Annotated in this window: 18 protein-coding genes and 3 tRNA genes; 10 read left to right on the forward strand and 11 right to left on the reverse strand. The window is 55.6% G+C overall.

Annotated features, from left to right (window positions below; all coding sequences use genetic code 11):
• The first annotated feature begins 125 nt into the window (after positions 1–125).
• From ptrA to recD, 3 genes are read left to right on the forward strand one after another with little or no spacing between them, the layout of a single operon-like run.
• Positions 126–3008 carry a pitrilysin gene (gene ptrA / locus VF709_RS15570; protein WP_149896963.1) on the forward strand — a complete coding sequence of 961 codons (2883 nt, stop codon included), beginning with the start codon at positions 126–128 and terminating at the stop codon, positions 3006–3008.
• On the forward strand, positions 3005–6547 hold the full coding sequence (recB, locus tag VF709_RS15575; protein WP_149896962.1) for an exodeoxyribonuclease V subunit beta: 3543 nt from the start codon (positions 3005–3007) through the stop codon (positions 6545–6547). The genes ptrA and recB overlap by 4 nt, the downstream gene beginning before the upstream one ends.
• Positions 6544–8364 (forward strand): exodeoxyribonuclease V subunit alpha, encoded by a 1821-nt coding sequence (recD, locus tag VF709_RS15580; RefSeq protein ID WP_058679594.1) that lies wholly within the window; start codon positions 6544–6546, stop codon positions 8362–8364. Before recB ends, recD begins: the two co-directional genes overlap by 4 nt.
• Positions 8365–8418: 54 nt before the next feature.
• On the opposite strand, the gene argA is transcribed toward recD, so the two are convergent.
• Positions 8419–9750, reverse strand: coding sequence for an amino-acid N-acetyltransferase (argA, locus tag VF709_RS15585; RefSeq protein WP_149896961.1), 1332 nt, complete (start codon positions 9748–9750; stop codon positions 8419–8421).
• Positions 9751–9977: 227 nt separating this feature from the next.
• Between argA and amiC the strand changes: the two genes are divergently transcribed.
• Positions 9978–11231, forward strand: coding sequence for an N-acetylmuramoyl-L-alanine amidase AmiC (gene amiC, locus VF709_RS15590; protein ID WP_013098541.1), 1254 nt, complete (start codon positions 9978–9980; stop codon positions 11229–11231).
• An 88-nt stretch (positions 11232–11319) separates the two neighbouring features.
• On the opposite strand, the gene VF709_RS15595 is transcribed toward amiC, so the two are convergent.
• The 3 genes from VF709_RS15595 to VF709_RS15605 all read right to left on the reverse strand — a co-directional run bounded on the left by VF709_RS15595 (position 11320) and on the right by VF709_RS15605 (position 11617).
• Positions 11320–11396 (reverse strand) — tRNA-Met (locus tag VF709_RS15595).
• A 33-nt stretch (positions 11397–11429) separates the two neighbouring features.
• Positions 11430–11506: transfer RNA gene (locus VF709_RS15600), tRNA-Met, on the reverse strand.
• Positions 11507–11540: 34 nt separating this feature from the next.
• Positions 11541–11617: transfer RNA gene (locus tag VF709_RS15605), tRNA-Met, on the reverse strand.
• A 209-nt stretch (positions 11618–11826) separates the two neighbouring features.
• Here VF709_RS15605 and mltA point away from each other — a divergent pair.
• Entirely contained in the window at positions 11827–12924 is a 1098-nt protein-coding gene (gene mltA / locus VF709_RS15610; RefSeq protein ID WP_020689328.1) for a murein transglycosylase A, read from the forward strand.
• 76 nt (positions 12925–13000) lie between these two features.
• A complete protein-coding gene (gene tcdA / locus VF709_RS15615) occupies positions 13001–13807 on the forward strand; it encodes a tRNA cyclic N6-threonylcarbamoyladenosine(37) synthase TcdA (protein WP_014833111.1) in 807 nt (268 codons plus the stop codon).
• On the opposite strand, the gene csdE is transcribed toward tcdA, so the two are convergent.
• Both csdE and csdA read right to left on the reverse strand, forming a co-directional pair.
• On the reverse strand, positions 13798–14244 hold the full coding sequence (csdE, locus tag VF709_RS15620; protein ID WP_023622033.1) for a cysteine desulfurase sulfur acceptor subunit CsdE: 447 nt from the start codon (positions 14242–14244) through the stop codon (positions 13798–13800). The genes tcdA and csdE overlap by 10 nt on opposite strands.
• Positions 14244–15449: a cysteine desulfurase CsdA gene (gene csdA / locus VF709_RS15625; RefSeq protein ID WP_020689325.1), complete on the reverse strand. Its 1206-nt coding sequence runs from the start codon at positions 15447–15449 to the stop codon at positions 14244–14246. The genes csdE and csdA overlap by 1 nt, the downstream gene beginning before the upstream one ends.
• A 192-nt stretch (positions 15450–15641) precedes the next feature.
• Here csdA and VF709_RS15630 point away from each other — a divergent pair, with 192 nt between their 5' ends.
• The 4 genes from VF709_RS15630 (at position 15642) to rlmM (ending at position 18664) form a co-directional block, all read left to right on the forward strand.
• Entirely contained in the window at positions 15642–15869 is a 228-nt protein-coding gene (locus VF709_RS15630) for a YgdI/YgdR family lipoprotein (protein ID WP_008499648.1), read from the forward strand.
• Positions 15870–16218: 349 nt separating this feature from the next.
• Positions 16219–17136 carry a glycine cleavage system transcriptional regulator GcvA gene (gene gcvA, locus VF709_RS15635; protein WP_149896913.1) on the forward strand — a complete coding sequence of 306 codons (918 nt, stop codon included), beginning with the start codon at positions 16219–16221 and terminating at the stop codon, positions 17134–17136.
• A gap of 39 nt (positions 17137–17175) precedes the next feature.
• The gene (locus VF709_RS15640) at positions 17176–17571 is read left to right on the forward strand and encodes a DUF423 domain-containing protein (protein ID WP_003862756.1); all 396 of its coding nucleotides are present in this window, start codon (positions 17176–17178) and stop codon (positions 17569–17571) included.
• On the forward strand, positions 17564–18664 hold the full coding sequence (gene rlmM, locus VF709_RS15645; protein WP_013098534.1) for a 23S rRNA (cytidine(2498)-2'-O)-methyltransferase RlmM: 1101 nt from the start codon (positions 17564–17566) through the stop codon (positions 18662–18664). Before VF709_RS15640 ends, rlmM begins: the two co-directional genes overlap by 8 nt.
• 42 nt (positions 18665–18706) lie before the next feature.
• Here rlmM and xni read toward each other — a convergent pair whose 3' ends face one another.
• From xni to queF, 5 genes are all read right to left on the reverse strand, one after another.
• Entirely contained in the window at positions 18707–19462 is a 756-nt protein-coding gene (gene xni, locus VF709_RS15650; RefSeq protein ID WP_149896912.1) for a flap endonuclease Xni, read from the reverse strand.
• Positions 19463–19574: 112 nt separating this feature from the next.
• Complete coding sequence (locus VF709_RS15655; protein ID WP_020689323.1) at positions 19575–20942, reverse strand: L-serine ammonia-lyase; 1368 nt, start codon at positions 20940–20942, stop codon at positions 19575–19577.
• A 65-nt stretch (positions 20943–21007) separates the two neighbouring features.
• Positions 21008–22303: an HAAAP family serine/threonine permease gene (locus tag VF709_RS15660; RefSeq protein WP_013098531.1), complete on the reverse strand. Its 1296-nt coding sequence runs from the start codon at positions 22301–22303 to the stop codon at positions 21008–21010.
• A 511-nt stretch (positions 22304–22814) separates the two neighbouring features.
• Complete coding sequence (gene ppnN, locus VF709_RS15665; RefSeq protein WP_013098530.1) at positions 22815–24179, reverse strand: nucleotide 5'-monophosphate nucleosidase PpnN; 1365 nt, start codon at positions 24177–24179, stop codon at positions 22815–22817.
• 116 nt (positions 24180–24295) lie between these two features.
• Positions 24296–25138, reverse strand: coding sequence for an NADPH-dependent 7-cyano-7-deazaguanine reductase QueF (gene queF / locus VF709_RS15670; RefSeq protein ID WP_149896911.1), 843 nt, complete (start codon positions 25136–25138; stop codon positions 24296–24298).
• Between the last annotated feature and the right edge of the window lie 59 nt (positions 25139–25197).

Genomic DNA, 25197 nt, shown 5'->3' on the forward strand with positions numbered 1-25197 from the left:
TGCGCAGCAATGGGTGTTCATTTATGATGCACCTGCTATCACGGACTGATGTACAGAAAGAAAGAGATGCTGGCGTGTCCAGCACGAAGTTTGTTAATGATGTAGCCGTGATAAAGAGGTCGTTAATGCCAGGCAGCACCTTGTTCAAAGCGTTTGTTTTGTTTGTCGCCCTTTGGGCTCCCGTCACTCAGGCAGACTCCGGTTGGCAACCCGTTCAGGAAACTATCCGGAAGAGCGAAAAAGATACCCGTCAGTATCAGGCTGTCCGCCTTGATAACGGGATGACCGTGCTGCTGGTTTCCGATCCGCAGGCGGTGAAATCCCTCTCGGCGCTTGTGGTACCCGTTGGGTCGCTGGAAGATCCCGAAGCGCACCCGGGTCTTGCGCACTATCTGGAACATATGACGCTGATGGGGTCCAAAAAATACCCCCAGCCGGATAGCCTCTCCGAATTTCTGAAAATGCATGGCGGCAGCCACAACGCCAGTACGGCACCGTATCGGACGGCGTTTTATCTGGAAGTCGAAAATGATGCGCTGGAAGGGGCGGTGGATCGTCTCGCCGATGCCATTGCCGCACCGCTGCTGGATAAAAAATACGCTGACCGTGAACGTAATGCCGTCAATGCTGAATTGACCCTGGCCCGCACGCGAGACGGTATGCGCATGGCGCAGGTGAGCGCCGAAACCATCAACCCGGCGCACCCTGGATCCCGTTTTTCCGGGGGGAACCTCGAGACGCTGAGTGACAAACCAAACAGCCCGGTGCTTGATGCACTGCACGCGTTTCGCGACAAATACTACTCCGCAAACCTGATGAAAGCGGTTATCTACAGCAACAAACCGTTGCCAGAACTGGCTGCCATGGCGGCGCAGACCTTTGGACGGGTACCAAATAAAAACATCGACCTGCCGCAGATAAACGTACCGGTTGTCACCGACGCGCAGAAAGGGATCGTGATCCACTACGTGCCCGCACTGCCGCGCAAGGTGTTACGCGTTGAGTTCCGCATTGATAACAACACCGCACAGTTCCGCAGTAAAACGGATGAACTGGTCACCTATCTTATTGGTAACCGTAGCCCGGGAACGCTTTCTGACTGGCTGCAAAAGCAGGGGCTGGTGGAAGGGATCCGTGCCGACTCCGATCCAGTGGTTAACGGCAACAGCGGTGTGCTGGCGATTTCCGCCACCCTGACCGACAAAGGGCTGGCGCACCGTGATGAGGTGGTCGCGGCTATCTTCAGCTATCTCTCGTTGCTGCGCGATAAAGGCGTCGATAAACGCTACTTTGACGAACTGGCACACGTGCTGGATCTCGATTTCCGCTATCCGTCCATTACCCGCGACATGGACTATGTTGAGTGGCTGGCGGATACCATGATCCGCGTGCCGGTTGAACATACCCTGGACGCGGTCAACATTGCCGACCAGTACGACGCTGAGGCGATAAAAGCGCGCCTGGCAATGATGACCCCACAGAATGCCCGTATCTGGTACATCAGCCCGAACGAGCCGCATAACAAAACGGCCTATTTCGTGAATGCCCCTTACCAGGTGGATAAAATCAGTGAGCAAACGTTCGCAAACTGGCAGAAAAAGGCCAGCGAGATCGCGTTGAAGCTGCCGGAACTGAATCCCTACATCCCGGATGATTTCTCCCTGATTAAAACCGCGAAAGCGTACCCACACCCGCAGCTTATTGTTGATGAGCCGACGTTGCGCGTGGTGTATACCCCAAGCCACTACTTCGCCAGCGAGCCAAAAGCCGATGTCAGCGTTGTTCTTCGCAACCCGAAAGCGATGGATAGCGCCAAAAATCAGGTGATGTTTGCGCTCAATGACTATCTGGCCGGTATCGCGCTTGACCAGCTCAGCAACCAGGCCGCGGTGGGTGGAATCAGCTTCTCTACCAACGCCAATAACGGACTGATGGTCAATGCAAACGGCTATACCCAGCGTCTGCCTCAGCTGTTCCAGGCGTTGCTGGAGGGCTATTTCAGCTACACGCCAACGGAAGAGCAGTTTGAGCAGGCGAAGTCCTGGTATGCGCAGATGATGGATTCCGCTGAGAAAGGCAAGGCGTACGATCAGGCGATTATGCCGGCGCAGATGCTGTCGCAAATCCCTTATTTCCAGCGTGAAGATCGCCGGGCGCTGCTGCCATCCATCACATTAAAAGAGGTGTTGGCCTACCGCGACGCGCTGAAAACTAACACACGTCCGGAGTTTCTTATCGTCGGCAACATGAGCGAGGACCAGGCCAAAACGCTGGCGGAGAACGTACGTCAGCAGCTCGGTTCAAAAGGCGACGAGTGGTGCCGTAACCAGGACGTGCTGGTTGAGAAAAAACAGAATGTGATTTTTGAAAAAGCAGGTAACAGCACGGATTCCGCGCTGGCCGCCGTGTTTGTTCCTACGGGCTATGATGAATTTGCCAGCTCTGCGCAGAGTGCCGTTCTGGGACAAATTATACAGCCGTGGTTCTACAATCAGCTGCGCACAGAAGAGCAGCTTGGCTACGCGGTCTTTGCCTTCTCCATGAACGTTGGCCGCCAGTGGGGGCTGGGTTTCCTGCTGCAGAGCAGCGATAAACAGCCCGCTTATCTCTGGCAGCGTTACCAGGCTTTCTTCCCGCAAGCGGAAGCTAAACTGCGAGCCATGAAGCCGGATGAGTTTGCCCAAATCCAGCAGGCCGTCATCGCGCAGGTGATGCAGCCGCCTCAGACGCTGGGTGAAGAAGCATCCCAACTGAGCAAAGATTTCGATCGCGGTAATCTGAAATTTGATTCGCGTGATAAAGTAGTGGCCGAGATAAAACAGCTGACGCCTCAGAAGGTTGCCGACTTCTTCCATCAGGCGGTGGTTAAACCGCAGGGAATAGCCATTCTGTCTCAGGTTTCTGGTAGCCAGAACGGAAAAACGGACTACGTTAACCCGAAAGGCTGGAAAATCTGGAAGAGCGTCAGCGCCCTGCAGCAATCTATGCCCTGGAGTAAGAAAGAATGACCGACACCGCTGAGTCCCTTGATCCCTTACGTTTACCTCTGCAGGGTGAACGATTGATTGAAGCCTCAGCGGGAACGGGAAAAACCTTCACCATTGCCGCGCTTTATCTGCGTCTGTTGCTGGGGCTTGGCGGCCAGGCCGCTTTTCCGCGTCCGTTAAGCGTGGAGGAGCTGCTGGTGGTGACCTTCACCGAGGCCGCCACCGCTGAGCTGCGCGGCCGTATCCGTGCCAATATTCATGAACTGCGTATCGCCTGTCTGCGCGAAAGCACGGATAACCCTCTCTACGCGAGCCTGCTGGCAGAGATTGCCGATAAACAGCAGGCCGCACAGTGGCTGCTTCTGGCTGAACGGCAAATGGACGAGGCCTCTGTCTTCACCATCCACGGTTTTTGCCAGCGCATGCTGAGCCTGAATGCGTTTGAATCCGGCATGCTGTTTGAACTGCAGCTTATTGAAGATGAGTCTGAGCTTCGCTACCAGGCCTGTGCTGATTTCTGGCGTCGCCACTGCTACCCGTTACAGCGGGAGATCGCCGAAGCGGTACATGCGTTGTGGAAAGGCCCTGAGGAGCTTCTGCGCGCCATTGAGCGCTATCTGCAGGGGGAGGCCCCGGTCATTAAATCTCCACCGCCTGCGGATGAAACGCTGGCCTCGCGCCATGAAAAAATCGTCGCGAAGATTGCAGCCGTTAAGCAAAAATGGATTGAGTCTGTCGGCGAGATCGACGCCATTATCGAAAACTCCGGGATCGACAGGCGCAAGTTTAACCGTGGTAATCAGGGGAAATGGATCGACAAGATCACTGCCTGGGCGCAGGAAGAGACGCGCGGTTACCAGCTCCCGGATGCGCTGGAAAAATTTTCCCGGCGTTTTCTGATTGAGCGAACCAAAGCCGATGGCATTGTTCCGGAGCACCCGCTGTTTGTTGAGATCGAAACCCTGCTGGCAGAGCCATTAACCCTTAACGACCTGATGATCACCCGCGCCATGGCGGAGATCCGTGAAGCGGTGTCGCGTGAGAAACGCCGCCGGGGTGAGCTGGGCTTTGACGATATGCTAAGTCGCCTGGACGCGGCGTTGTGCAGTGAAAATGGCGAGGCGCTTGCCGCCGCCATCCGCACGCGCTTTCCGGTGGCGATGATTGACGAATTTCAGGATACCGATCCCCAGCAGTACCGCATTTTCCGCCGCATCTGGCGACAGCAGCCTAACACGGCACTGTTGCTCATTGGCGATCCCAAACAGGCCATTTATGCCTTCCGTGGCGCGGATATTTTCACTTACATGAAAGCCCGCAGCGAGGTTGAAGCGCACTACACCCTGGACACCAACTGGCGCTCCTCGCCGGGGATGGTGGAGAGCGTCAATGCGCTCTTCAGCCGCATGGATTCGGCGTTTATGTTCAGGGAGATTCCCTTCCAGCCGGTAAAGTTCGCCGCCAGAAATGCTTCGTTGCGCTTTGAATTCAACGGCGTGAACCAGCCCGCCATGAATTTCTGGCTGCTGGACGGCGAGGGGTGCGGTGTTACGGACTATCAACATGCCATGGCTCAGCACTGCGCCGCGCAGATCCGGGACTGGCTCAGCGCAGGTACGCGCGGTGAGGCGTTGCTGTGGAAGGGGGACACATCAGCCCCGGTAAAAGCATCCGATATTACGGTGCTGGTGCGCAGCCGTCAGGAGGCGGCGCTTATCCGTGATGCCCTGACGTCACTGAACATCCCGTCCGTGTATCTCTCTAACCGCGATAGCGTCTTTGAAACGCTGGAAGCGCAGGAGATGCTGTGGCTGCTGCAGGCCGTGATGGCGCCGGAGCGGGAAAGCACCCTTCGCAGCGCGCTGGCAAGCAGCATGCTGGGACTGAACGCGCGCGATATTGATGCGCTAAATTGCGACGAAGCCGCCTGGGATGCGGTGGTCGAAGAGTTTGTGCAGTACCGCGAGCGCTGGCAAAAACGCGGCGTGATGGCGATGCTGCGTGAACTGATGAGGCAGCGTCACATTGCCGAGAATATGCTCGCCACAGTGGGCGGCGAGCGCCGTCTGACCGATATTTTGCATATCAGCGAACTGTTGCAGGAGGCGGGCACGCAGCTGGAGAGCGAGCATGCCCTGGTGCGCTGGCTGGCGCAGCAAATTGCCGATCCGAACAGTAACTCGTCGAGCCAGCAGATGCGTCTTGAGAGTGATAAGCACCTGGTGCAAATCGTCACCATTCACAAGTCGAAAGGCCTGGAGTATCCGCTGGTCTGGCTGCCTTTTATCGCCAATTATCGGGTGCAGGATCAGGCTTTTTATCACGATCGCGAGTCGTTCGAAGCGGTGCTCGATCTCAGCAAAGCAGAGTCCAGCGTAGAACTGGCCGAGGCCGAGCGCCTGGCGGAAGATTTACGCTTGCTCTATGTGGCCCTGACCCGCTCGGTCTGGCACTGCAGTCTGGGTATCGCTCCGCTATTCCGCCGCCGTGGCGAAAAGGCAGGCGAGACCGATTTTCATCTGAGCGCGCTGGGAAGGCTGATTCAGCTTGGTGAGCCAAAAGATGCTGCCGGGCTGCGTCAGTGTATTGAAACACTGTGCGGGGAACATATTGCCCTGCATATCCCGTCGCAACCCGATAACAGTCGCTGGCAGCTGCCAGAACAGCAGACAACCGACCTGCAGGCCCGGCAGATTACGCGAACCGTTGCAGACGACTGGCGCGTGACCAGCTATTCCGGTTTACAGCAGCACGGGCAGAGCATTGCGCAGGATCTGATGCCTAAGCTTGACGTGGATGCCGCAGGTACCGGCAGTGTGCCGGATGAACCGGTGCTGACCCCTCATCAATTTCCGCGCGGCGCGTCACCGGGCACGTTTTTACACAGCCTGTTTGAAGAGCTGGATTTCACGCAACCTGTCTCTGAGGAGTGGGTGCTGAAAATGTTGCAAAGCGGCGGCTACGACGCGCAATGGCAGCCGGTGCTCAGCGAATGGATCACCGCTATCCTTCACGCCCCGCTCACGGCACAGGGTATTTCGCTCAGCCAGCTGACCGCCAGAGATAAGCAGGTGGAGATGGAGTTTTATCTCCCCATCGCCAGCCCGCTAAGAGCCGAGGCACTGGATGCGCTGATCCGCGAGCACGACCCGCTATCCGCCGGTTGCCCGCCACTTAACTTCCGTCAGGTTCAGGGGATGCTGAAGGGCTTTATCGATCTGGTGTTCCGCCATGAAGGGCGTTACTACCTGTTGGATTACAAATCGAACTGGTTGGGTGAAAACAGCGAAGCCTATACCCAACAGGCGATGGCCTCTGCCATGCAGATGCATCGTTACGATCTGCAGTACCAGCTGTATACCCTTGCGCTGCATCGCTATCTGCGTCATCGCATTGCAAATTACCGCTACGAAGACCATTTTGGCGGGGTGATTTACCTCTTCCTGCGCGGGGTGGATGCCGACGATCCGCAGTCTGGTATTTTTAGTACGCGCCCGGACGCGGCACTGATTGAGAAAATGGACAGTTTATTTGCCGCAGGCACGGAGGAGTTGGCATGACGATGCAGGAATTACTGCTGGAAGCCGTAGAACAGCGTTTACTGCGCCATCTTGATGTGCAGTTCGCCATCATGGTGGCTGGCGAGCAGCCGGCCGTAATGCTGGCTGCCGCTATCCTGAGCAACGACGCGGGGGAAGGGCATGTCTGCCTGCCGCTTTCGCGCCTGACCATTGATGAGAAAATGCCTTCGGCTCTTCAGTCCTGTTTTGCCCTGCTGGGCGAGTCGGTAGACTGGCAGAGCGTTTTGCTAAGCTCTCCTGCTGTCAGCAGAGCCGATACCCAGACGCCCATGATCCTCATCGGCGACCGGTTGTACCTTAACCGGCTGTGGCGTAATGAACTGACGGTAGCGCGCTTTTTCAGCGAGACAAATGCGCCGCTTCCCTGTGAAGAAGCGCGGCTCCGGCAAACGCTGGATGCCCTGTTTACCTCAGATGAGGCGACAGACTGGCAGAAAGTGGCGGCGGCCGTCGCCTTAACGCGGCGGATCTCGGTGATCTCGGGCGGACCGGGCACGGGTAAAACCACCACCGTGGCAAAACTGCTTGCCGCGCTGATTCAGCTGTCGGGTGAGCAAAAATGCCGTATTCGCCTGGCGGCGCCCACCGGCAAAGCGGCGGCCAGGCTGACGGAGTCGTTAGGTGGCGCGCTGCAAAAACTGCCGCTCACGCAGGAACAGCTTGCGCTTTTCCCCAATGAAGCCAGCACCCTGCACCGGCTACTGGGCGCCCAGCCGGGCAGCCAGCGCCTGCGTTACCACGCCGGAAACCCGCTGCATCTTGACGTGCTGGTGGTGGATGAAGCGTCGATGATCGACCTGACGATGATGTCGCGGCTGATTGACGCCTTACCTCCCCACGCGCGCGTAATTTTCCTGGGCGATCGTGACCAGCTTGCCTCGGTGGAAGCCGGGGCCGTACTGGGCGATATCTGCACCTATGCGAGTCTTGGGTATACCGCGGAACGTGCTGAGGAGTTAGCCCGCCTCACCGGATGTTCGCTCGCAGCCGAAAGTCAGTCTCTCGCGGCGGCGCTGCGAGACAGCCTCTGTTTGCTGCAAAAAAGCTACCGGTTCGGGAGTGATTCCGGCATTGGCCAACTGGCGGCGGCCGTGAACAGAGGGGATCGGCATGCGACCAGTGCCGTTTTTGACGGCAGCTTCAGTGATATTGAGAAGAAATCGCTGCAAACCGGGGAAGAGTATCAGGCGATGCTGGATGATGCCCTGCTGGGCTATCAGCACTTCCTGACGAGCGTGCAGCAGCAACATACGCCTGCGCAGGTCATTGCCGCGTTTGGCGAATATCAGCTGCTGTGTGCGCTGAGAGAGGGGCCTTTTGGCGTCAGCGGCCTCAACGACAGGCTTGAGCAACTGCTTGCGCAAAAGCGCAAAATCACCCGCACGCCGCATTCACGCTGGTACGAAGGTCGGCCAGTGATGATCTCCCGTAACGATAGCGCGCTGGGGTTGTTTAACGGCGATATTGGCATTGCGCTTGACCGTGGACAGGGTCTACGCGTCTGGTTCCTGATGCCGGACGGAAGCGTGAAGTCTGTGCAGCCCAGTCGCTTGCCTGAACATGAAACAGCATGGGCGATGACGGTACACAAGTCCCAGGGCTCGGAGTTCAACCATGCGGCGTTGATCCTGCCCACCCAGCTTTCACCCGTGATTACCCGCGAGCTCATCTACACCGCCATCACCCGCGCGCGTCAGCGCTTGTCGCTCTATACCGACGAGCGTGTGCTGGTGCAGGCGATTGCCACCCGTACAGAACGGCGAAGCGGCCTGAGCGCGATATTTGAGTCCCTCTGAACGAGGTGAGAAAGAGAGGCCGGGTCGGCGCAACGCCACCCGGCGAAGGATCTGTTATCCCAGGTCGGCCATCAGCACCTTTGAGCGGCGTTGATAGTTGTACATCTCTTTTTTACTTTCAGGCAGCAAATCAATATCCACAGGCGTAAATCCGCGCTCCTGGAACCAGTGAATACTGCGCGTGGTCAAAACGAACAGCTTGCTCAGGCCCATCTGGCGCGCCTGAGCCGCCACGCGCTCAAGCAGCATCTCGCCGCGTGAAGAGCTGCGGTAGTCTGGATGGACGGCAACGCAGGCCATTTCGCCGATCTTCTCCTCCGGGAACGGATAGAGCGCGGCGCAGGCGATGGTCAGATTATCGCGCTGGATAATCGTAAATTTATCGATCTCCATTTCCAGCTGTTCGCGGGAACGGCGTACCAGGATCCCTTGCTGCTCCAGTGGGCGAATTAACTCCAGAATACCGCCGATATCGTTAATGGTGGCGCGGCGGATCTGCTCCGCACTCTCCATTACAATCTGGGTGCCGATACCGTCGCGGGAGAACAGCTCCTGCAGAAGAGCACCGTCTTCCTGATAGCTGATCAGGTGGCTGCGACGCACGCCGCTGCGGCAGGCTTTCACAGCACCGCGCAGGAACCGGACGGTACCAGAGTAGTAATCTCCCTCGGCTTCCAGCGCTTCCACGCGGGCCTGGGCCTCATTCGGGAAGAGCTCTGGCACGATCACCCCTTCTTCGTTCACGACGCCCTGAGAGGAGCAAAACCCAATCATTTTCTCCGCCTTCAGTTTGATCGCCAGCTGGGTGGCAATCTCTTCTGAAGTGAGGTTAAAGCTCTCGCCGGTTACGGAAACGGCCACCGGCCCCATCAGCACAATGGCACCGCTGTCCAGTTGACGATGAATGGCTTCCTCATCAATACGACGAATGCGTCCGCTGTGGCAATAGTCTACCCCGTCGTCCACGCCAAGAGGCTGAGCGATGATGAAGTTACCGCTGACGACGTTGATATGCGCCCCCTGAAGCGGCGTGTTGTTCAGGCTCATGGACAGACGCGCGGTGATATCAAGCTGCAGCAGACCCGCTGCCTGTTTCACCAGCTCAAGGGTTTTGGCATCCGTAACGCGGGTATGCTTGTGATAAATCGGCTCGTGATGGTGTGCGGCCAGGTTCGCATCGATCTGCGGACGCGCACCATACACCACCACCAGGAGGATGCCGAGGCTGTGCAGCAGGCCAATGTCATTGACGATGCTGGAAAAGTTTTCATGCTCAATGGCTTCGCCGCCGAGCATGATGACAAACGTTTTTCCCCGATGGGCGTTGATATAGGGAACAGAATGGCGGAATCCCTGGACCAGTTCGGTTCTACGTTCCTTCACCATGGCACAACCCTTAATGAATGTTTATTCGTAATTTGTGTATTTTTATTCGATTGTGGCCGCATGTGCAAGCCTAAATTTTCTGCGACCCACAGAAAATAATAAGTAATCCGTGCGTTAACGTATGATTGTTTACCCTTTTATAGATGACAGTTTATGCGTCATTCGTTAAAGTTTTCGGTCAATTTTGATGTTTTGTCTGTCAATCAGATTTCTTGCTCGGGAGAAGCATGTCGGGATCCAATTCAGCAATAAGCCGCCGCCGTTTGTTAAAAGGGGCAGGGGCGATGTGGCTGCTCAGCGTCAGCCAGGTGGGTCTTGCCGCCACAAGTCAGGTGGTGGCGGTGCGCGTCTGGCCGTCGTCAACCTATACGCGTGTGACGGTGGAATCCAATCGGGTGCTGAAATATAAGCAATTTGCCCTGAGCAACCCTGAGCGTGTGGTGGTGGATCTCGAAGGCGTTAACCTGAACTCCGTTCTGAAGGGGATGGCGGCGCAGATCCGTGGTGACGATCCGTTTATCAAATCGGCGCGCGTTGGGCAGTTTGATCCGCAAACCGTGCGCATGGTGTTTGAACTCAAGCAGAACGTGAAACCGCAGCTGTTCGCCCTTGCGCCTGTGGCATCGTTCAAAGAGCGTCTGGTGATGGATCTCTATCCGGCGAATGCAACGGACATTCAGGATCCGCTCCTGGCGTTACTGGAAGACTACAACCAGGGCAATCTGGAGAAACAGGTTCCGCCTGCGCAAAGTGGTCCGCAGCCCGGAAAAGCAGGGCGCGATCGCCCGATTGTGATCATGCTCGATCCTGGCCACGGCGGAGAAGACTCGGGTGCGGTAGGCAAATACCGGACGCGGGAAAAAGATGTGGTGTTGCAGATTGCCCGCCGTCTGAAGGCGTTAATCGATAGAGAGGGCAACATGCGCGCCTACATGACGCGTAATGAAGACGTCTTTATTCCGTTGAAAGTCCGCGTGGCAAAAGCCCAGAAGCAGCGGGCGGATCTCTTCGTCTCTATCCATGCTGATGCTTTTACCAGCCGTCAGCCGAGTGGATCGTCAGTATTTGCGCTCTCAACCAAAGGGGCAACCAGTACCGCGGCGCGTTACCTCGCGGACACGCAGAACGCCTCGGATCTCATCGGTGGTGTGAGCAAAAGCGGAGACCGCTACGTCGATCACACCATGTTCGACATGGTGCAATCGCTGACCATTACCGATAGCCTGAAGTTTGGTAAAGCGGTACTGGGCAAGCTGGGGCGGGTCAATAAGCTGCACAAAAACAGCGTCGAGCAGGCCGGGTTTGCGGTGCTGAAGGCACCGGATATTCCGTCTATCCTGGTTGAAACGGCGTTTATCAGTAACGTGGAAGAGGAGCGTAAGCTCAAGACGGCCAAATTCCAGCAGGAAGTGGCTGAGTCGATTCTGGCAGGGATCCGGGCGTATTTCTCTGACGGGGCGACGCTGGCACGACGTGGATAATGCTGAACGCCGGGTTAACCCCCGGCAAATTCACAAACGACAGATACAAAAAAACACCCTTAAGGGTGTTTATTGTTTTTAGAAGTATTGGTTGCGGGGGCCGGATTTGAACCGACGACCTTCGGGTTATGAGCCCGACGAGCTACCAGGCTGCTCCACCCCGCGGCACCGTACTGCTTTTACTTCATCAAATTTGATTGGTTGCGGGGGCCGGATTTGAACCGACGACCTTCGGGTTATGAGCCCGACGAGCTACCAGGCTGCTCCACCCCGCGTCACCGTACTGCTTATACTTCATCAAATTTTAATTGGTTGCGGGGGCCGGATTTGAACCGACGACCTTCGGGTTATGAGCCCGACGAGCTACCAGGCTGCTCCACCCCGCGTCCGTGGAAGCGCACTATACTCGGTTAGGTTTGTGATGCAACCCCTTTTTCACATAATTCATTAATTTTGTATGTAAATTGAACGACATTGAAACCTTTGGACTATTTTTTGCTCAGAATTTGCCAAAGGGCATGTGATTCCGTTTCATTAGAACAGTGGGTTTGTTATCTTCATCACGCGGAAATGGGCAACTTAAAGACGAGATATAATGAAAGGACGTTGGGCAAAGTATCTGATCACGGGCGCAATGGTAGCCATTCTTGCGGCCTGTTCTTCTAAACCGACCGATCGCGGTCAACAGTATAAAGACGGGAAGTTATCCCAGCCTTTCTCTTTAGTTAACCAGCCGGATGCTGTCGGCGCACCGATCAACGCCGGTGATTTCTCCGAGCAGGTTTACCAGATCCGCAATGCGTCGCCGCGCCTGTATGGTGCCCAGAGTAGCGTCTATAACGCGGTGCAGGACTGGCTGCGCGCGGGCGGCGATACGCGCAATATGCGCCAGTTTGGTATCGACGCCTGGCAGATGGAAGGGGCGGACAACTACGGCAACGTGCAGTTTACCGGCTATTATACCCCGGTTATCCAGGCGCGACATACGCGTCAGGGCGAATTCCAGTATCCTATTTATCGTATGCCGCCAAAACGTGGTCGCCTGCCGTCCCGCGCAGAGATCTACGCCGGTGCGCTTAGCGAAAACTACGTCCTGGCTTACAGTAACTCCCTGATGGATAACTTCATCATGGACGTTCAGGGCAGCGGCTACATCGATTTTGGTGACGGTTCTCCGCTGAACTTCTTTAGCTACGCTGGTAAAAACGGCCATGCCTATCGCAGCATTGGTAAAGTGCTGATCGACCGTGGCGAAGTGAAAAAAGAAGATATGTCGATGCAGGCGATCCGCGAGTGGGGCGAAAAACACAGTGAAGCCGAGGTACGCGAGCTGCTGGAGCAGAACCCGTCGTTCGTCTTCTTCAAACCGCAAAACTTTGCGCCGGTGAAAGGGGCGAGCGCCGTGCCGCTGATTGGCCGTGCGTCGGTAGCATCGGATCGTTCCATCATTCCTGCGGGCACCACGCTGCTGGCAGAAGTGCCGCTGCTGGATAATAACGGTAAATTTAACGGCCAGTACGAGCTACGTCTGATGGTGGCACTGGACGTTGGTGGCGCGATTAAAGGCCAGCACTTCGATATTTATCAGGGAATTGGTCCGGATGCCGGTCACCGGGCGGGCTGGTATAACCACTATGGCCGCGTATGGGTACTGAAGACAGCGCCTGGCACCGGAAACGTATTCAGCGGCTGATTGTGGTATTCTGAGCGGAATACGGATTACTGTTCAGGGTGAGGAAAAACCTCACCCTTTTTACATCTGAGGTTTTATGTCTGTGGTAATCAGCGACGCCTGGCGCCAGCGTTTTGGCGGTACGGCACGTCTCTATGGTGAAAAAGCCCTGCAGCTGTTTGCGGATGCGCATGTCTGCGTCGTGGGCATTGGTGGTGTGGGCTCGTGGGCGGCAGAAGCGCTGGCCAGAACCGGTATTGGCGCAATCACGCTGATTGATATGGATGACGTGTGCGTCACCAATACCAACCGTCAAATCCATGCCCTGCGTGACAACGTCGGCCTGGCAAAATCTGAGGTCATGGCAGAGCGTATCCGCCTGATCAACCCGGAATGTCGGGTCACGGTGATCGATGATTTTGTGACGGCGGATAATGTCGCAGACTATATGAGTAAAGGCTACAGCTACGTAATTGACGCGATCGATAGCGTGCGTCCAAAAGCGGCGCTTATTGCGTACTGTCGTCGTTACAAGGTGCCACTGGTGACCACCGGTGGCGCAGGCGGACAAATTGATCCCACACAGATCCAGGTGGCCGATCTGGCCAAAACCATTCAGGATCCGCTGGCGGCCAAGCTGCGTGAACGTCTGAAAAGCGATTTTAACGTGGTGAAAAACAGCAAGGGCAAGCTGGGCGTCGACTGTGTTTTCTCGACCGAAGCGCTGGTGTATCCGCAGGCGGACGGCTCGGTGTGTGCAATGAAAAGCACGGCGGAAGGGCCAAAAAGGATGGATTGCGCCTCAGGATTTGGCGCGGCCACTATGGTGACCGCCTCTTTTGGCTTTGTGGCGGTGTCTCACGCACTGAAAAAGATGATGGCGAAGGCGGAACGTCAGGCCTGAGCCTGACGGGCGGCGTCCTGCACCGCTTCGCTAAGGGCGACCAGGCCCTGACCGCGCGAGGCGCTTAGCTGCGCGCGCAGCCCTAACTCATCGAACAGAGCCAGCGGTGAGTGCGCCAGTAGCGTCGCCGCGCTTTTCCCTTCGATGGCGGTTAACAGCACCGCCAGCAGACCGCGAACGATACGTCCTTCGCTGTCGCCAAAGAAATGCAGTTTCTCACCGGATACGCTGAACCCAAGCCAGACGCGGTTTTCACAGCCCGCGATCTCTTTTGCCTGCGCTTTGAGATCGTCAGAAAGGGCCGGAAGCTGCTTACCCAGCAGGATCAGTTGACGATATTTATCTTCCCATTGTGTGAGCGGCGCGAAGGTCTGTTTTAACGTTTCTTCTGTGATCACTGTGCCAAACGGATGTCCGGCTAAAGCTGAGCTAGTCATTAATCCACCAGGAGTTCAAGGGCGCGGTCAACCGCGGAAATCAGCGCGTCGACATCGCTTTGGGTATTGTAAGGTGCAAACGAGGCGCGCAGTGTACCACTCACGCCAAGCGCTGCCAGCAGCGGCTGGGCACAGTGCTGCCCGGCACGCAGCGCAATGCCATATCCTGCCAGCAGGGTCACCATGTCGCTATGGTGTACGCCCGCAAAATCAAAGGCTAACAGGCTTGAATCCTGCACGCGGAACGAACGGAAGCCAGGGCGTTTTTTAAGCTCCTCTTCAGCCAGCGTCGCCAGACCCCGGCTCCAGCTTTCCGCCTGGACAATGTCCGTTTCGGCGAGCCATTCGAGCGCGGCGCTCAGGCCAATGACGCCCGCCACGTTTGGCGTACCCGCTTCCAGACGGTAAGGGACGTCCTGGGTTTTAAAGCCCTCGAAAGAGACTTCCGCGATCATCTTGCCGCCACCGAGCCACGGCGTCATTTGTGCCAGCAGCTCAGGCTTACCGTACAGCGCCCCGATACCGGTTGGTCCGTAGAGCTTATGCCCTGAGAAGGCATAAAAATCGATATCCAGTTTTTGCACATCGGCCGGGAAATGGACCACGCCCTGCGCGCCGTCAACCATCACTATAATGCCGTTGGCATGCGCGATGCGGATAGCCTGCGCCAAATCCGGGCAGCCACCGGTGACGTTGGACATCTGTCCAAGCGCCAGAATGCGGCTGCGCGGTGTAATCAGCTCCGGTAACTGTGCTACATCCGGCAGGTAATCTGTCCCCAGCGGGAGCTTTACCACCCGTGCCCCTGTTTGCTCTGCCACCATCAGCCATGGGACCAGGTTGGCGTGATGTTCCGCTTCACTGACAATGATCTCGTCTCCGGGCTGAAGCAGTGGGCGGGCATAACACTGGGCCACCATGTTTATGGCTTCGGTGGTACCCCGCGTCCAGACGATATTTTTCCCGCTTTCGGCATTGAGCAGACGAGCAACCTGATCGCGTGCCGCTTCGTAGCGTGCGGTTAAGCGCTGGGCCTCGGCAAACTGGCTACGATGCACATTGCCTGCGCTCAGACTATAAAACTGCTGCGTTGCCTCAATAACCGCCTGCGGCTTTAAGGCTGTGGCAGCGCTATCGAGATAAATACCGGCATCGGCCAGCGCCGGAAACTGTGCGCGAAACTGCGCGGGGCTGAAAGCGTTCATGGAATTCCTCATTGCATTACTGAGATCGTCGCGCAATTTCAGCGGCAGGGCAAGGAGGTTGATATCTATCAGAATTGTCTGCTTATCCCAACGCCCCTGAAAAAGCAGGTTATGCTAAATAGTGTTAGGCGGATGTTTTAGCCTGTTATAAATCGAGGTTTGAATAGCATTAATTGCTAAAGGAGAAGAATCATGAATAAGACAGCTGCAATCATTTCTGCCTGTGCGTTTACTTTTGCCCTGAGCGCCTGTTCTGGTAACAACTACGTCATGCACACTAACGATGGTCGTTCCATTGTTTCGGAAGGGAAACCGACAACCGATAACGATACCGGGATGATTTCATACAAAGATGCTAACGGGAACAAGCAGCAGATCAACCGCACGGACGTGAAAGAAATGAAAGAGATCGAGCATTAACAGATCGCTAAGCAAAAAAAAGCACCGCAAATTGGCGGTGCTACATTAATCACTATGGACAGACAGGGTAAATGTACAGGAAGTGAAAAATTGGTAGCGTTGCTACCGTGGTCTGAATCGCAGACCAATTGCAAACACAACAACACAACATCACAACCGTAAGCCAAAAGCTCTTCAGAACACGCATTCCAAAAAAAGCTTCTCGTTCCGGCTCAGGAAGTGCCGCCACTATAGGTATTTGCTGGTAGTTCCTCAACGGACAAATTATAATGGCTCAGATAAAAAAAACTAATAGGTTAAACGTTGTTTCCTGTTTGTTAAATCTCGTTAACATCTAAGCCAGATAACCATGTCCAAGCGATTGCCACCCCTAAATGCATTACGTGTTTTTGATGCAGCAGCACGTCATCTAAGCTTCACCCGCGCAGCAGATGAGCTTTTTGTGACACAGGCCGCAGTAAGTCACCAAATCAAGTCCCTGGAGGATTTTCTGGGCCTCAAGCTGTTTCGCCGACGCAACCGTTCGCTGTTGCTGACGGAAGAGGGGCAGAGCTATTTTCAGGATATTAAAGAGATTTTTTCCCAGCTCACGGAAGCCACGCGCAAGCTGCAGGCCAGGAGTGCAAAAGGCGCACTGACAGTCAGTTTATTGCCCAGTTTTGCCATTCAGTGGCTGGTGCCCAGACTCTCAAGCTTTAACTCAGCTTATCCGGGAATTGATGTCAGGATTCAGGCGGTGGATCGTCAGGAAGACAAACTGGCGGACGATGTGGACGTTGCCATTTTTTATGGGCGTGGTAACTGGCCGGGCTTGCGTGTCGAGAAATTATACGCAGAATATCTGCTGCCAGTCTGTTCACCGCTGCTTTTGACGGGCGATAAAGCGTTAAAAACGCCCACCGATCTGGCACAACATACGCTGTTACACGATGCTTCTCGCCGCGACTGGCAAACTTATACCCGTCAATTAGGTCTTAATCATATAAACGTGCAGCAGGGCCCCATCTTTAGCCACAGTGCGATGGTGCTACAGGCTGCCATTCACGGACAGGGCATTGCGTTGGCGAACAACGTCATGGCGCAGTCCGAAATTGAGGCCGGCCGTCTGGTTTGCCCTTTTAATGATGTACTGGTCAGCAAGAATGCGTTTTATCTGGTTTGTCATGACAGTCAGGCAGAACTGGGTAAAATAGCCGCTTTCCGGCAGTGGATACTGGCGAAAGCGGCGAGCGAGCAAGAAAAATTCCGCTTCAGGTATGAACAATAACTTTTGTGTGCCGGGCACGCATTACTTTAGGACTGAAACATGACCAGCCGATTCATGCTGATTTTTGCCGCGGTGAGTGGCTTTATTTTTGTTGCACTGGGCGCGTTTGGCGCACATGTCTTAAGCAAGTCTTTGGGCGTGGTGGAGATGGGCTGGATCCAGACCGGCCTTGAATACCAGGCGTTCCATACGCTGGCTATTTTTGGGCTGGCGGTAGCGATGCAGCGCCGCATCAGCATCTGGTTTTACTGGAGCAGCGTTTTCCTGGCGCTGGGTACGGTGCTGTTCAGCGGCAGCCTTTACTGCCTTGCGCTCTCGCATTTGCGCCTGTGGGCGTTTGTTACACCTGTCGGCGGCGTCAGCTTCCTGGCAGGGTGGGTATTAATGTTTATCGGAGCTATCCGTCTGAAACGCAAGGGCGTTGTTCATGAATAAGGTTGTTTTATATTGTCGCCCGGGGTTTGAGAAAGAGTGCGCCGCGGAAATTACGGATAAAGCGGCGAAGCGAGAAGTCTTCGGTTTTGCGCGCGTTAAGGATAATGCGGGCTATGTGGTGTTCGAATGCTACCAGCCTGATGATGCGGATAAGCTGGCACGCGAGCTGCCGTTCAGTTCACTGATCTTTGCGCGCCAGATGTTCGTCGCGGGTGAGCTGCTGAAAGATCTCCCGCCAGAAGATCGCATCACCCCGATTGTGGGCATGCTGCAGGGCGTGGTCGAGAAGGGGGGCGATTTGCGCGTTGAAGTGGCCGACACCAACGAAAGCAAAGAGCTGATGAAGTTCTGCCGTAAGTTCACCGTACCGCTGCGCGCGGCGCTGCGTGATGCCGGCGTGCTGACAAACTACGAAACGCCAAAACGTCCGGTCGTGCATATCTTCTTTATTGCCCCGGGCTGCTGCTACGCCGGTTACTCTTATACCAACAACAACTCTCCGTTCTTTATGGGGATCCCACGCCTGAAGTTCCCGGCTGATGCGCCGAGCCGTTCAACCCTGAAGCTGGAGGAGGCGTTTCACGTCTTTATTCCGGCGGATGAGTGGGATGAGCGTCTGGCCAACGGCATGTACGCGGTCGATCTCGGTGCGTGTCCCGGTGGCTGGACCTATCAGCTGGTGAAACGCAACATGTGGGTGTCGTCTGTTGATAACGGCCCGATGGCGCAAAGCCTGATGGACACCGGGCAGGTCACCTGGCTGCGGGAAGACGGTTTCCGCTATCGTCCAACCCGCAATAACATCTCCTGGATGGTATGCGATATGGTGGAAAAACCAGCGAAAGTGGCGGCACTGATGGCCTCCTGGCTGGTGAACGGCTGGTGCCGTGAGACGATTTTTAACCTCAAGCTGCCAATGAAAAAGCGCTATGAGGAGGTCTCTCAGAACCTTGCCTATATTCAGCAGCAACTGGATGAACACGGCATTAACGTGGAGATCCAGGCGCGTCAGCTGTATCACGATCGCGAAGAGGTGACGGTGCATATTCGTCGCTGGTGGGCGGCCGTGGGCGGGCGTCGCGACGAGCGATAGGCCCCTCACCCTAACCCTCTCCTCAACGGGGAGAGGGGACGCTTAACGCTCTAACCTCAACTGCTGCAAATTCCCGTCCAGCTGTAAATCCGTCTGTAACGTCGCCACATCCCGGCAGATAAAGGCCATTTCTTTATGGGCCTCCAGCTTCTTACGCCATTTTTCCGGAACTTCATTGAGCCGGGCGTAGATCCCTTCCAGGTTCTGAAAATCCGTCAGCAGCTGTGCGGCGCTTTTAGGCCCAATACCGGTAACGCCCGGCACTTTAGAGCTGCTGATCCCCGCCAGCCCCCAGTAGTCAGGAAGTTGCTCAGGCGAGACGCCAAATTCACTGGCAATAAACGGGGCGTCGAGCCAGCGTTTCTGGAAGTAGTCACGAATGCGGATAGTGGGTGAGAGCAGCTGGCAGTAGCCTTTATCCGTCGACACAATGGTTGCCTGATGCCCGGCGCTGGCCACTTTGACCGCAAGCGTCGCCGCGAGATCGTCCGCTTCATTGCCCTGGGCGCCCCAGCAGGGCACGCCGCGCTTTTCGAATGCCGAGCGAATCATCGGCATTTCTGCATGCAAATCGTCCGGCATGGGGGCGCGTCCGGCTTTATAGTCCGGCAAACGCTGATGTCGCCAGCCGGAATTACGCGCCTCGTCATCAAATACGGCCACGACATGCGTCGGTTCGCTGTGGCGAATAAGTTGCTCCAGCGCGTGCAGACAGGTGTCCTTACAGGGCGTGCCTTGCACTGCATGGATCCGGCGAATCAGGTTGAGCGCGTCGACGATAAGCAAATGAACAGCCACAGATAATCTCCCTTCTATCTCATGAAGGAAGGGTAACACTGTCAGCGGTATGAAACTATGCGCGGCGGGGAAAACAGGAAGAAGCCTCGCAAAACGAGGCTTCCTGAGAGGCTTAATCGCAGGTCACGATCTTCATTGCCAGACCACCGCGAGAGGTTTCACGGTATTTGGCGTTCATATCTTTACCGGTTTCGTACATGGTTTCGATAACCTTATCGAGGCAGACGCGTGGCTCGCTGGTGCGGCGCAGCGCCATTCGTGCGGCGTTCACTGCCTTCACGGAGGCGATCGCGTTACGTTCGATACACGGCACCTGAACCTGTCCGGCAACCGGGTCACAGGTCAGCCCCAGGTTATGCTCCATGCCGATTTCGGCGGCGATGCAAACCTGCGCCGGGCTTGCGCCTAACAGCTCTGCCAGACCCGCAGCGGCCATGGAACAGGCCACGCCCACTTCACCCTGACAGCCCACTTCCGCGCCGGAAATGGAGGCGTTCATCTTATACAGAGAACCAATCGCACTGGCGACCAGCAGGTAGCGCGCCAGCGAGTTGGCGTTCACTTCACGGATAAACTTGTCGTAGTACGCCAGTACGGCCGGAACGATACCGCAGGCGCCGTTGGTTGGCGCCGTGACCACGCGGCCCCCTGCGGCGTTCTCTTCGTTCACCGCCAGGGCGAACATGTTGATCCAGTCTACGACGGCCATTGGGTCGGTGGTCGTTTTGTCGGTGCTCACCAGCATACGGCGCAGCGCGGCCGCACGACGCGGTACGCGAAGCTTACCGGGCAGAACGCCTTCGGTGGTGATCCCGCGTTCAATCCCGCCGCGCATCACCTCCCAGACGTTAGCAAAGTGCTGTTCCAGCTCCGCTTTGCTGTGCAGGGCCAGCTCGTTTTTCATCATCAGACCGGAGAGGGAAAGCCCCGTCTCCTGACAGTGACGCTGGAGATCGGCCGCAGTTTTGTACGGATACGGCACGTCGACAGATGAGGTGCTGGTTTGACCAAAGTGGTCTTCGTCGACGATAAACCCGCCGCCGATAGAGTAATAGGTCTGGCTGTAAACCGCAGTGTCGCCGGCCAGCGCGGTAATGCGCATGCCGTTTTCGTGCAGCGACAGGTTGTCCGCATGGAAATTCATGCAATGGTCAACCGGGAATTCCACTTCGTGTTCGCCGTTTGCCAGCAGCAGGCGACCGTGGGTGTTTACGTCCTGGATGAAGCCAGGGATCGCATCAATATCAACGGTATCCGGCAGGTTTCCCGCCAGGCCCATGATAATGGCGATATCGGTATGGTGGCCTTTTCCGGTCAGGGAAAGCGAGCCGTACACATCGACAACCACGCGGGTGATGTCGTGCAAGATGCCGCGTGCAATCAAGTCATCCGTGAACTGCTTACCGGCTTTCATTGGTCCGACAGTGTGAGAGCTGGAAGGACCAATACCGATTTTGAAGATATCGAATACGCTAATCATGATGCGTCCATTGCTTTCAGTCAGAGAGGAAGGAGTGCGCCGTCCGGGGACGGCGCGGGTGATAATCAGAACATGGTGTACAGGGAGTAGAAGATCGCAGAGATAGCGATAAGCCCCATGATAACCACAAAGATGTTGCTCACATGACCGCTGTACTTACGCATAGCAGGGACTTTCTGAATTGCGTACATCGGCATCAGGAACAGAATCATCGCGATAACCGGACCGCCCAGGGTTTCAATCATGCCCAGAATGCTTGGGTTCAGCGTAGCAACGGCCCAGGTGGTAAGCAGCATGAACAGTGCAGTGATTTTGTTCAGCTTGCTGATTTCAATGCTCTTGCCTTTACCGCGCAGAGATTTGATCACCATACCGTTAAAACCTTCACGTGCGCCCAGGTAGTGGCCGAGGAAGGATTTGGTGATGGCGATAATGGCGATGATCGGTGCCATCCACGCAATAATCGGTGCGTTAAAGTGGTTCGCCAGGTAAGACAGAATGGAGATGTTCTGCTCTTTCGCTGCTGCCAGGTCCGCCGGGGAGAGGCTCAGTACGCAGCTGAAGACGAAGAACATTACGGTCAGCACCATCATGATGTGTGCACGTGCCAGGATGCTGGAGCACTTCTTCTCTGCGCCTGCGCCGTACTCTTCACGCTTCGCCACGGCGAAGGAAGAGATGATCGGGGAGTGGTTGAAGGAGAAGACCATTACCGGAATCGCCAGCCACAGGGTCATCATCAGGCCGTTACCGGTTGCAGATGCGCTGCTCAGGGAGAGGGTTTCCAGCGCCGCACCGTTCCACTGTGGGATCAGGTAGCAGGCCAGCACCATCAGTGCGGCAACAAACGGGAACACCAGGACGCTCATCGCTTTAACGATCATCTGCTCGCCGAAGCGCACGATGGTCATCATACCGACGATCAGGATCAGGGACAGAATGGCACGCGGTGGCGGCGTCATCTGCAGCTGGTGCGTCATGAAGCTTTCAACGGTGTTGGTGATCGCCACGCTGTAAACCAGCAGAATCGGGTAAATGGCGAAGAAGTAGAGCAGGGTAATCAGTTTCCCTGCGCCAACGCCGAAATGCTCTTCAACCACTTCAGTGATGTCTTCGCCCGGGTTTTTACCGGACAGAACGAAGCGGGTCAGACCGCGGTGTGCGAAGAAGGTCATCGGGAACGCGATGATGGCCATAATGATCAGCGGGATCAGACCGCCGACGCCTGCGTTGATAGGAAGGAACAGTACACCAGCGCCGATTGCTGTGCCGTAAAGGCCAAGCATCCACATGGTATCCGTTTTGCGCCAACCACTTCGGGATTCAATCGAAGCAACGGTGCTGGTTTGAGTGGTTTCCATCTGTATCTCCTGGAGGAAGCAAATTGTCAGGTTTGTAGTCAAATCCGATGAAAAAATGCCTGACGGTAATATGAAATTCGTTCAGTGACGGTTTTTTAATAATTTTCACCCGTAACTATTGGCGGGCGGAAAGATACATTCTACTTATGAATGTATCAGTGATCGCGATCCCAAATGCAATAATCCACTCATGATGTGGGTATATTTAGACCATTTCTCTGTTAAAAAAACATCAAAGAGAATTTACGGGCGCGAAGGCTATCATTAACAACATATGTCCGGAAAGAGCGCCCCCGAAGATAGGTGTCTTGCGCTGTAAAGATGGTGGGTTTTAGGATTTTCTGATGAGTAATTTGCTTTAAAGCTGATAATTTATGGTTTTAAAATTCAGGTAATCGTTTGCGTAGGCGTGCAGTTTATAAATTCTATAAGCAATGACTATGAATTGATGCGAAAAAAAGGCCGGGTAACGACAGAACGCGCCCCAGCCCTCAGAAGAACGATTAACGTGTTATGTGCAGATTTCGTAGCAAGGAATATAAGCCGAGCCCGGCAGCTTCATACGGTGTTGGGCGACAAAGCCTTGCAGCATGTCGTCCATGCGGCGCATCATCTCCGGGTCACCGTGGATCTTATACGGGCCAAACTGCTCAATGGCGCGGATCCCCACCTCTTTCACGTTACCCGCCACAATGCCCGAGAAGGCGCGTCGCAGGTCGGCGGCCAGCACTTCTACCGGCTGGTCAGGATAGAGTTTCAGGTTCGCCATATTCTCATGCGAAGGCTCGAACGGGATCTGCAGATCCGGCGCAATACGGATTGACCAGTTAAAGCTGTAGGCATCACCGGTATCACGACGGTTCTCTTTCACCAGCGGCATCGCTTTTTTCATCTGACGCGCCACTTCTGCCGCATCGTCAATGATAATGCGATAGTGACGACGCGCGGCTTCACCCAGCGTATGCACGATAAACTCGTCCAGCACGCGGAAGTAGTCGGCACTCTCTTTCGGCCCGGTCAGGATCAGCGGCAGAACCTGATCTTTGTTGGCCGGGTTCATCAGGATCCCCAGCAGATAGAGCAGCTCCTCTGCCGTACCCACGCCGCCCGGGAAGATGATGATGCCGTGAGCGATACGGACAAACGCTTCCAGACGCTTTTCGATATCCGGCATGATAATCAGCTCGTTGACCAGCGGGTTAGGTGGCTCAGCGGCGATGATCGACGGCTCGGTCATGCCGATAAAGCGCCCCTCTTTATAACGCTGCTGGGCATGACCCACGGCGGCACCTTTCATTGGCGCTTCCATCGCGCCTGGGCCACAGCCGGTGCAGATATTCAGCTCACGCAGACCGAGCTGGGTACCCACCCGACGGGCGTACAGGTATTCGGTTTCGTTAATGGAGTGACCGCCCCAGCAGACGACCATATTCGGTGCTTCGCCAACGTGCAGGGCACGGGCGTTACGCAGAATAGAAAACACCAGGTTGGTGATATGAACCGAGCTTTCCAGGTCAAGATGCTGGAAGCGGCCCGCGTTGTGGATCTGCCCGTTAACAAACAGGATGTCACGCAGCACGGCAAACAGGTTGGCCTGCAGGGAACGAATAATCCGCCCGTCGACGAAGGCCTCTTCCGGCGGGTTGATCACTTCAAGTTTCACGCCGCGCTCGCGGCGCAGCACGTTGATATCAAAGCTTTCGAAGCGGGATAACAGTTCTTTACTGTTGTCTGTCAGGCTTCCGGAGTTCAGTACGGCAAGTGAACAGTTACGAAACAGTTGATAAAGATCGCTGCTGGCCGTGCGTTTAAGCATGTCCACTTCCAGCTGCGACAACATATCCATTGAGCCAAGCGGGCTAATATGTGTAATCAAGTGAGCTCCTTATGGGACGATTATCGTCATTCCCTGCTGATTACAATAGCCCTGCCGCGTGACGTTTCACAACCTAAAGCGCTGCATTACCCGCGCATATTGTGAAAATATTTATATTACTGACGCACCAGTCGGCCCGTTGCAGGTACAAAATCGGTATTGGTGCGCCACGGGTTAATGTCCAGCCCGCCACGACGGGTGTAGCGCGCGTACACGCTCAGCGTTTCTGGCTGACAGAAGCGCTGAATATCGCTGAAGATGCGCTCCACGCACTGCTCGTGGAATTCGTTGTGATGGCGGAACGACACCAGATAGCGCAGCAGCTTTTCCCGGTCAATTTTGGGGCCGCGATACTGGATTTGCACAGAACCCCAGTCCGGCTGGTGGGTGATCAGGCAGTTGGACTTCAGCAGATGGCTGACCAGCGTCTCTTCCACAATCTTCCCGCTTGCCGCATTTTCCAGGTACCCGGCGCTGAACTCGTAGTTATCCACCTCGATATCCTGATCGTCGATGCAGGTGCCGTTAAAATGGGCGATAGGTTGCCCTTCCAGTTCATTCAGGCGATACAGCGCAACGGTCACGTTGCCCTGGGCACAGGCGCGTAAATCACGCTCCAGCGTGTGCTGAACCTCTTCCAGGCTGGTGAATTTGGTCTGATTAAAACTGTTGAGATACAGCTTGAAGCTTTTGGATTCCACCAGGTTGAGGCTGGCATGATCCAGCTCAACCTGGCCTACCGCCACCTGCGGCAGACCGCGAGCATTCAGCCAGGAGAGCTCATACAGCGTCCAGATATCACCGCCGACAAACGGCAGCGCGTCTGCACGCAGCCCTAAAGGATCGCGGTTAAGGCTGCGCGGAACGCCCTGCAGCAGGCTGGCATCGTAGGTGTCGCGGTAATCGGTCGATTTACCCAGCGTTAAGCCACTTAACGCCTGATGATTTTCGTAAGACATGTTTCATAGTCACTTTACAGGTACACTTAGGGCTGAGTTTATCCTGTCTTACCAGAAGA

Origin of the sequence: Enterobacter sp. Lyrl_3 (assembly GCF_051948675.1) — a bacterium.
GTDB lineage: Bacteria > Pseudomonadota > Gammaproteobacteria > Enterobacterales > Enterobacteriaceae > Enterobacter > Enterobacter cloacae.

What these genes read in the sequence shown, in the direction of transcription:
- VF709_RS15655 (WP_020689323.1), bottom strand. Translation starts at nt 20,942, where the DNA reads ATGATTAGCGTATTCGATATCTTCAAAATCGGTATTGGTCCTTCCAGC.
- csdA (WP_020689325.1), bottom strand. Translation starts at nt 15,449, where the DNA reads ATGAACGCTTTCAGCCCCGCGCAGTTTCGCGCACAGTTTCCGGCGCTG.
- argA (WP_149896961.1), bottom strand. Translation starts at nt 9,750, where the DNA reads ATGGTGAAGGAACGTAGAACCGAACTGGTCCAGGGATTCCGCCATTCT.
- VF709_RS15630 (WP_008499648.1), top strand. Translation starts at nt 15,642, where the DNA reads ATGAATAAGACAGCTGCAATCATTTCTGCCTGTGCGTTTACTTTTGCC.
- gcvA (WP_149896913.1), top strand. Translation starts at nt 16,219, where the DNA reads ATGTCCAAGCGATTGCCACCCCTAAATGCATTACGTGTTTTTGATGCA.
- mltA (WP_020689328.1), top strand. Translation starts at nt 11,827, where the DNA reads ATGAAAGGACGTTGGGCAAAGTATCTGATCACGGGCGCAATGGTAGCC.
- queF (WP_149896911.1), bottom strand. Translation starts at nt 25,138, where the DNA reads ATGTCTTACGAAAATCATCAGGCGTTAAGTGGCTTAACGCTGGGTAAA.
- amiC (WP_013098541.1), top strand. Translation starts at nt 9,978, where the DNA reads ATGTCGGGATCCAATTCAGCAATAAGCCGCCGCCGTTTGTTAAAAGGG.
- VF709_RS15640 (WP_003862756.1), top strand. Translation starts at nt 17,176, where the DNA reads ATGACCAGCCGATTCATGCTGATTTTTGCCGCGGTGAGTGGCTTTATT.
- VF709_RS15660 (WP_013098531.1), bottom strand. Translation starts at nt 22,303, where the DNA reads ATGGAAACCACTCAAACCAGCACCGTTGCTTCGATTGAATCCCGAAGT.
- tcdA (WP_014833111.1), top strand. Translation starts at nt 13,001, where the DNA reads ATGTCTGTGGTAATCAGCGACGCCTGGCGCCAGCGTTTTGGCGGTACG.
- recD (WP_058679594.1), top strand. Translation starts at nt 6,544, where the DNA reads ATGACGATGCAGGAATTACTGCTGGAAGCCGTAGAACAGCGTTTACTG.
- ptrA (WP_149896963.1), top strand. Translation starts at nt 126, where the DNA reads ATGCCAGGCAGCACCTTGTTCAAAGCGTTTGTTTTGTTTGTCGCCCTT.
- csdE (WP_023622033.1), bottom strand. Translation starts at nt 14,244, where the DNA reads ATGACTAGCTCAGCTTTAGCCGGACATCCGTTTGGCACAGTGATCACA.
- rlmM (WP_013098534.1), top strand. Translation starts at nt 17,564, where the DNA reads ATGAATAAGGTTGTTTTATATTGTCGCCCGGGGTTTGAGAAAGAGTGC.
- recB (WP_149896962.1), top strand. Translation starts at nt 3,005, where the DNA reads ATGACCGACACCGCTGAGTCCCTTGATCCCTTACGTTTACCTCTGCAG.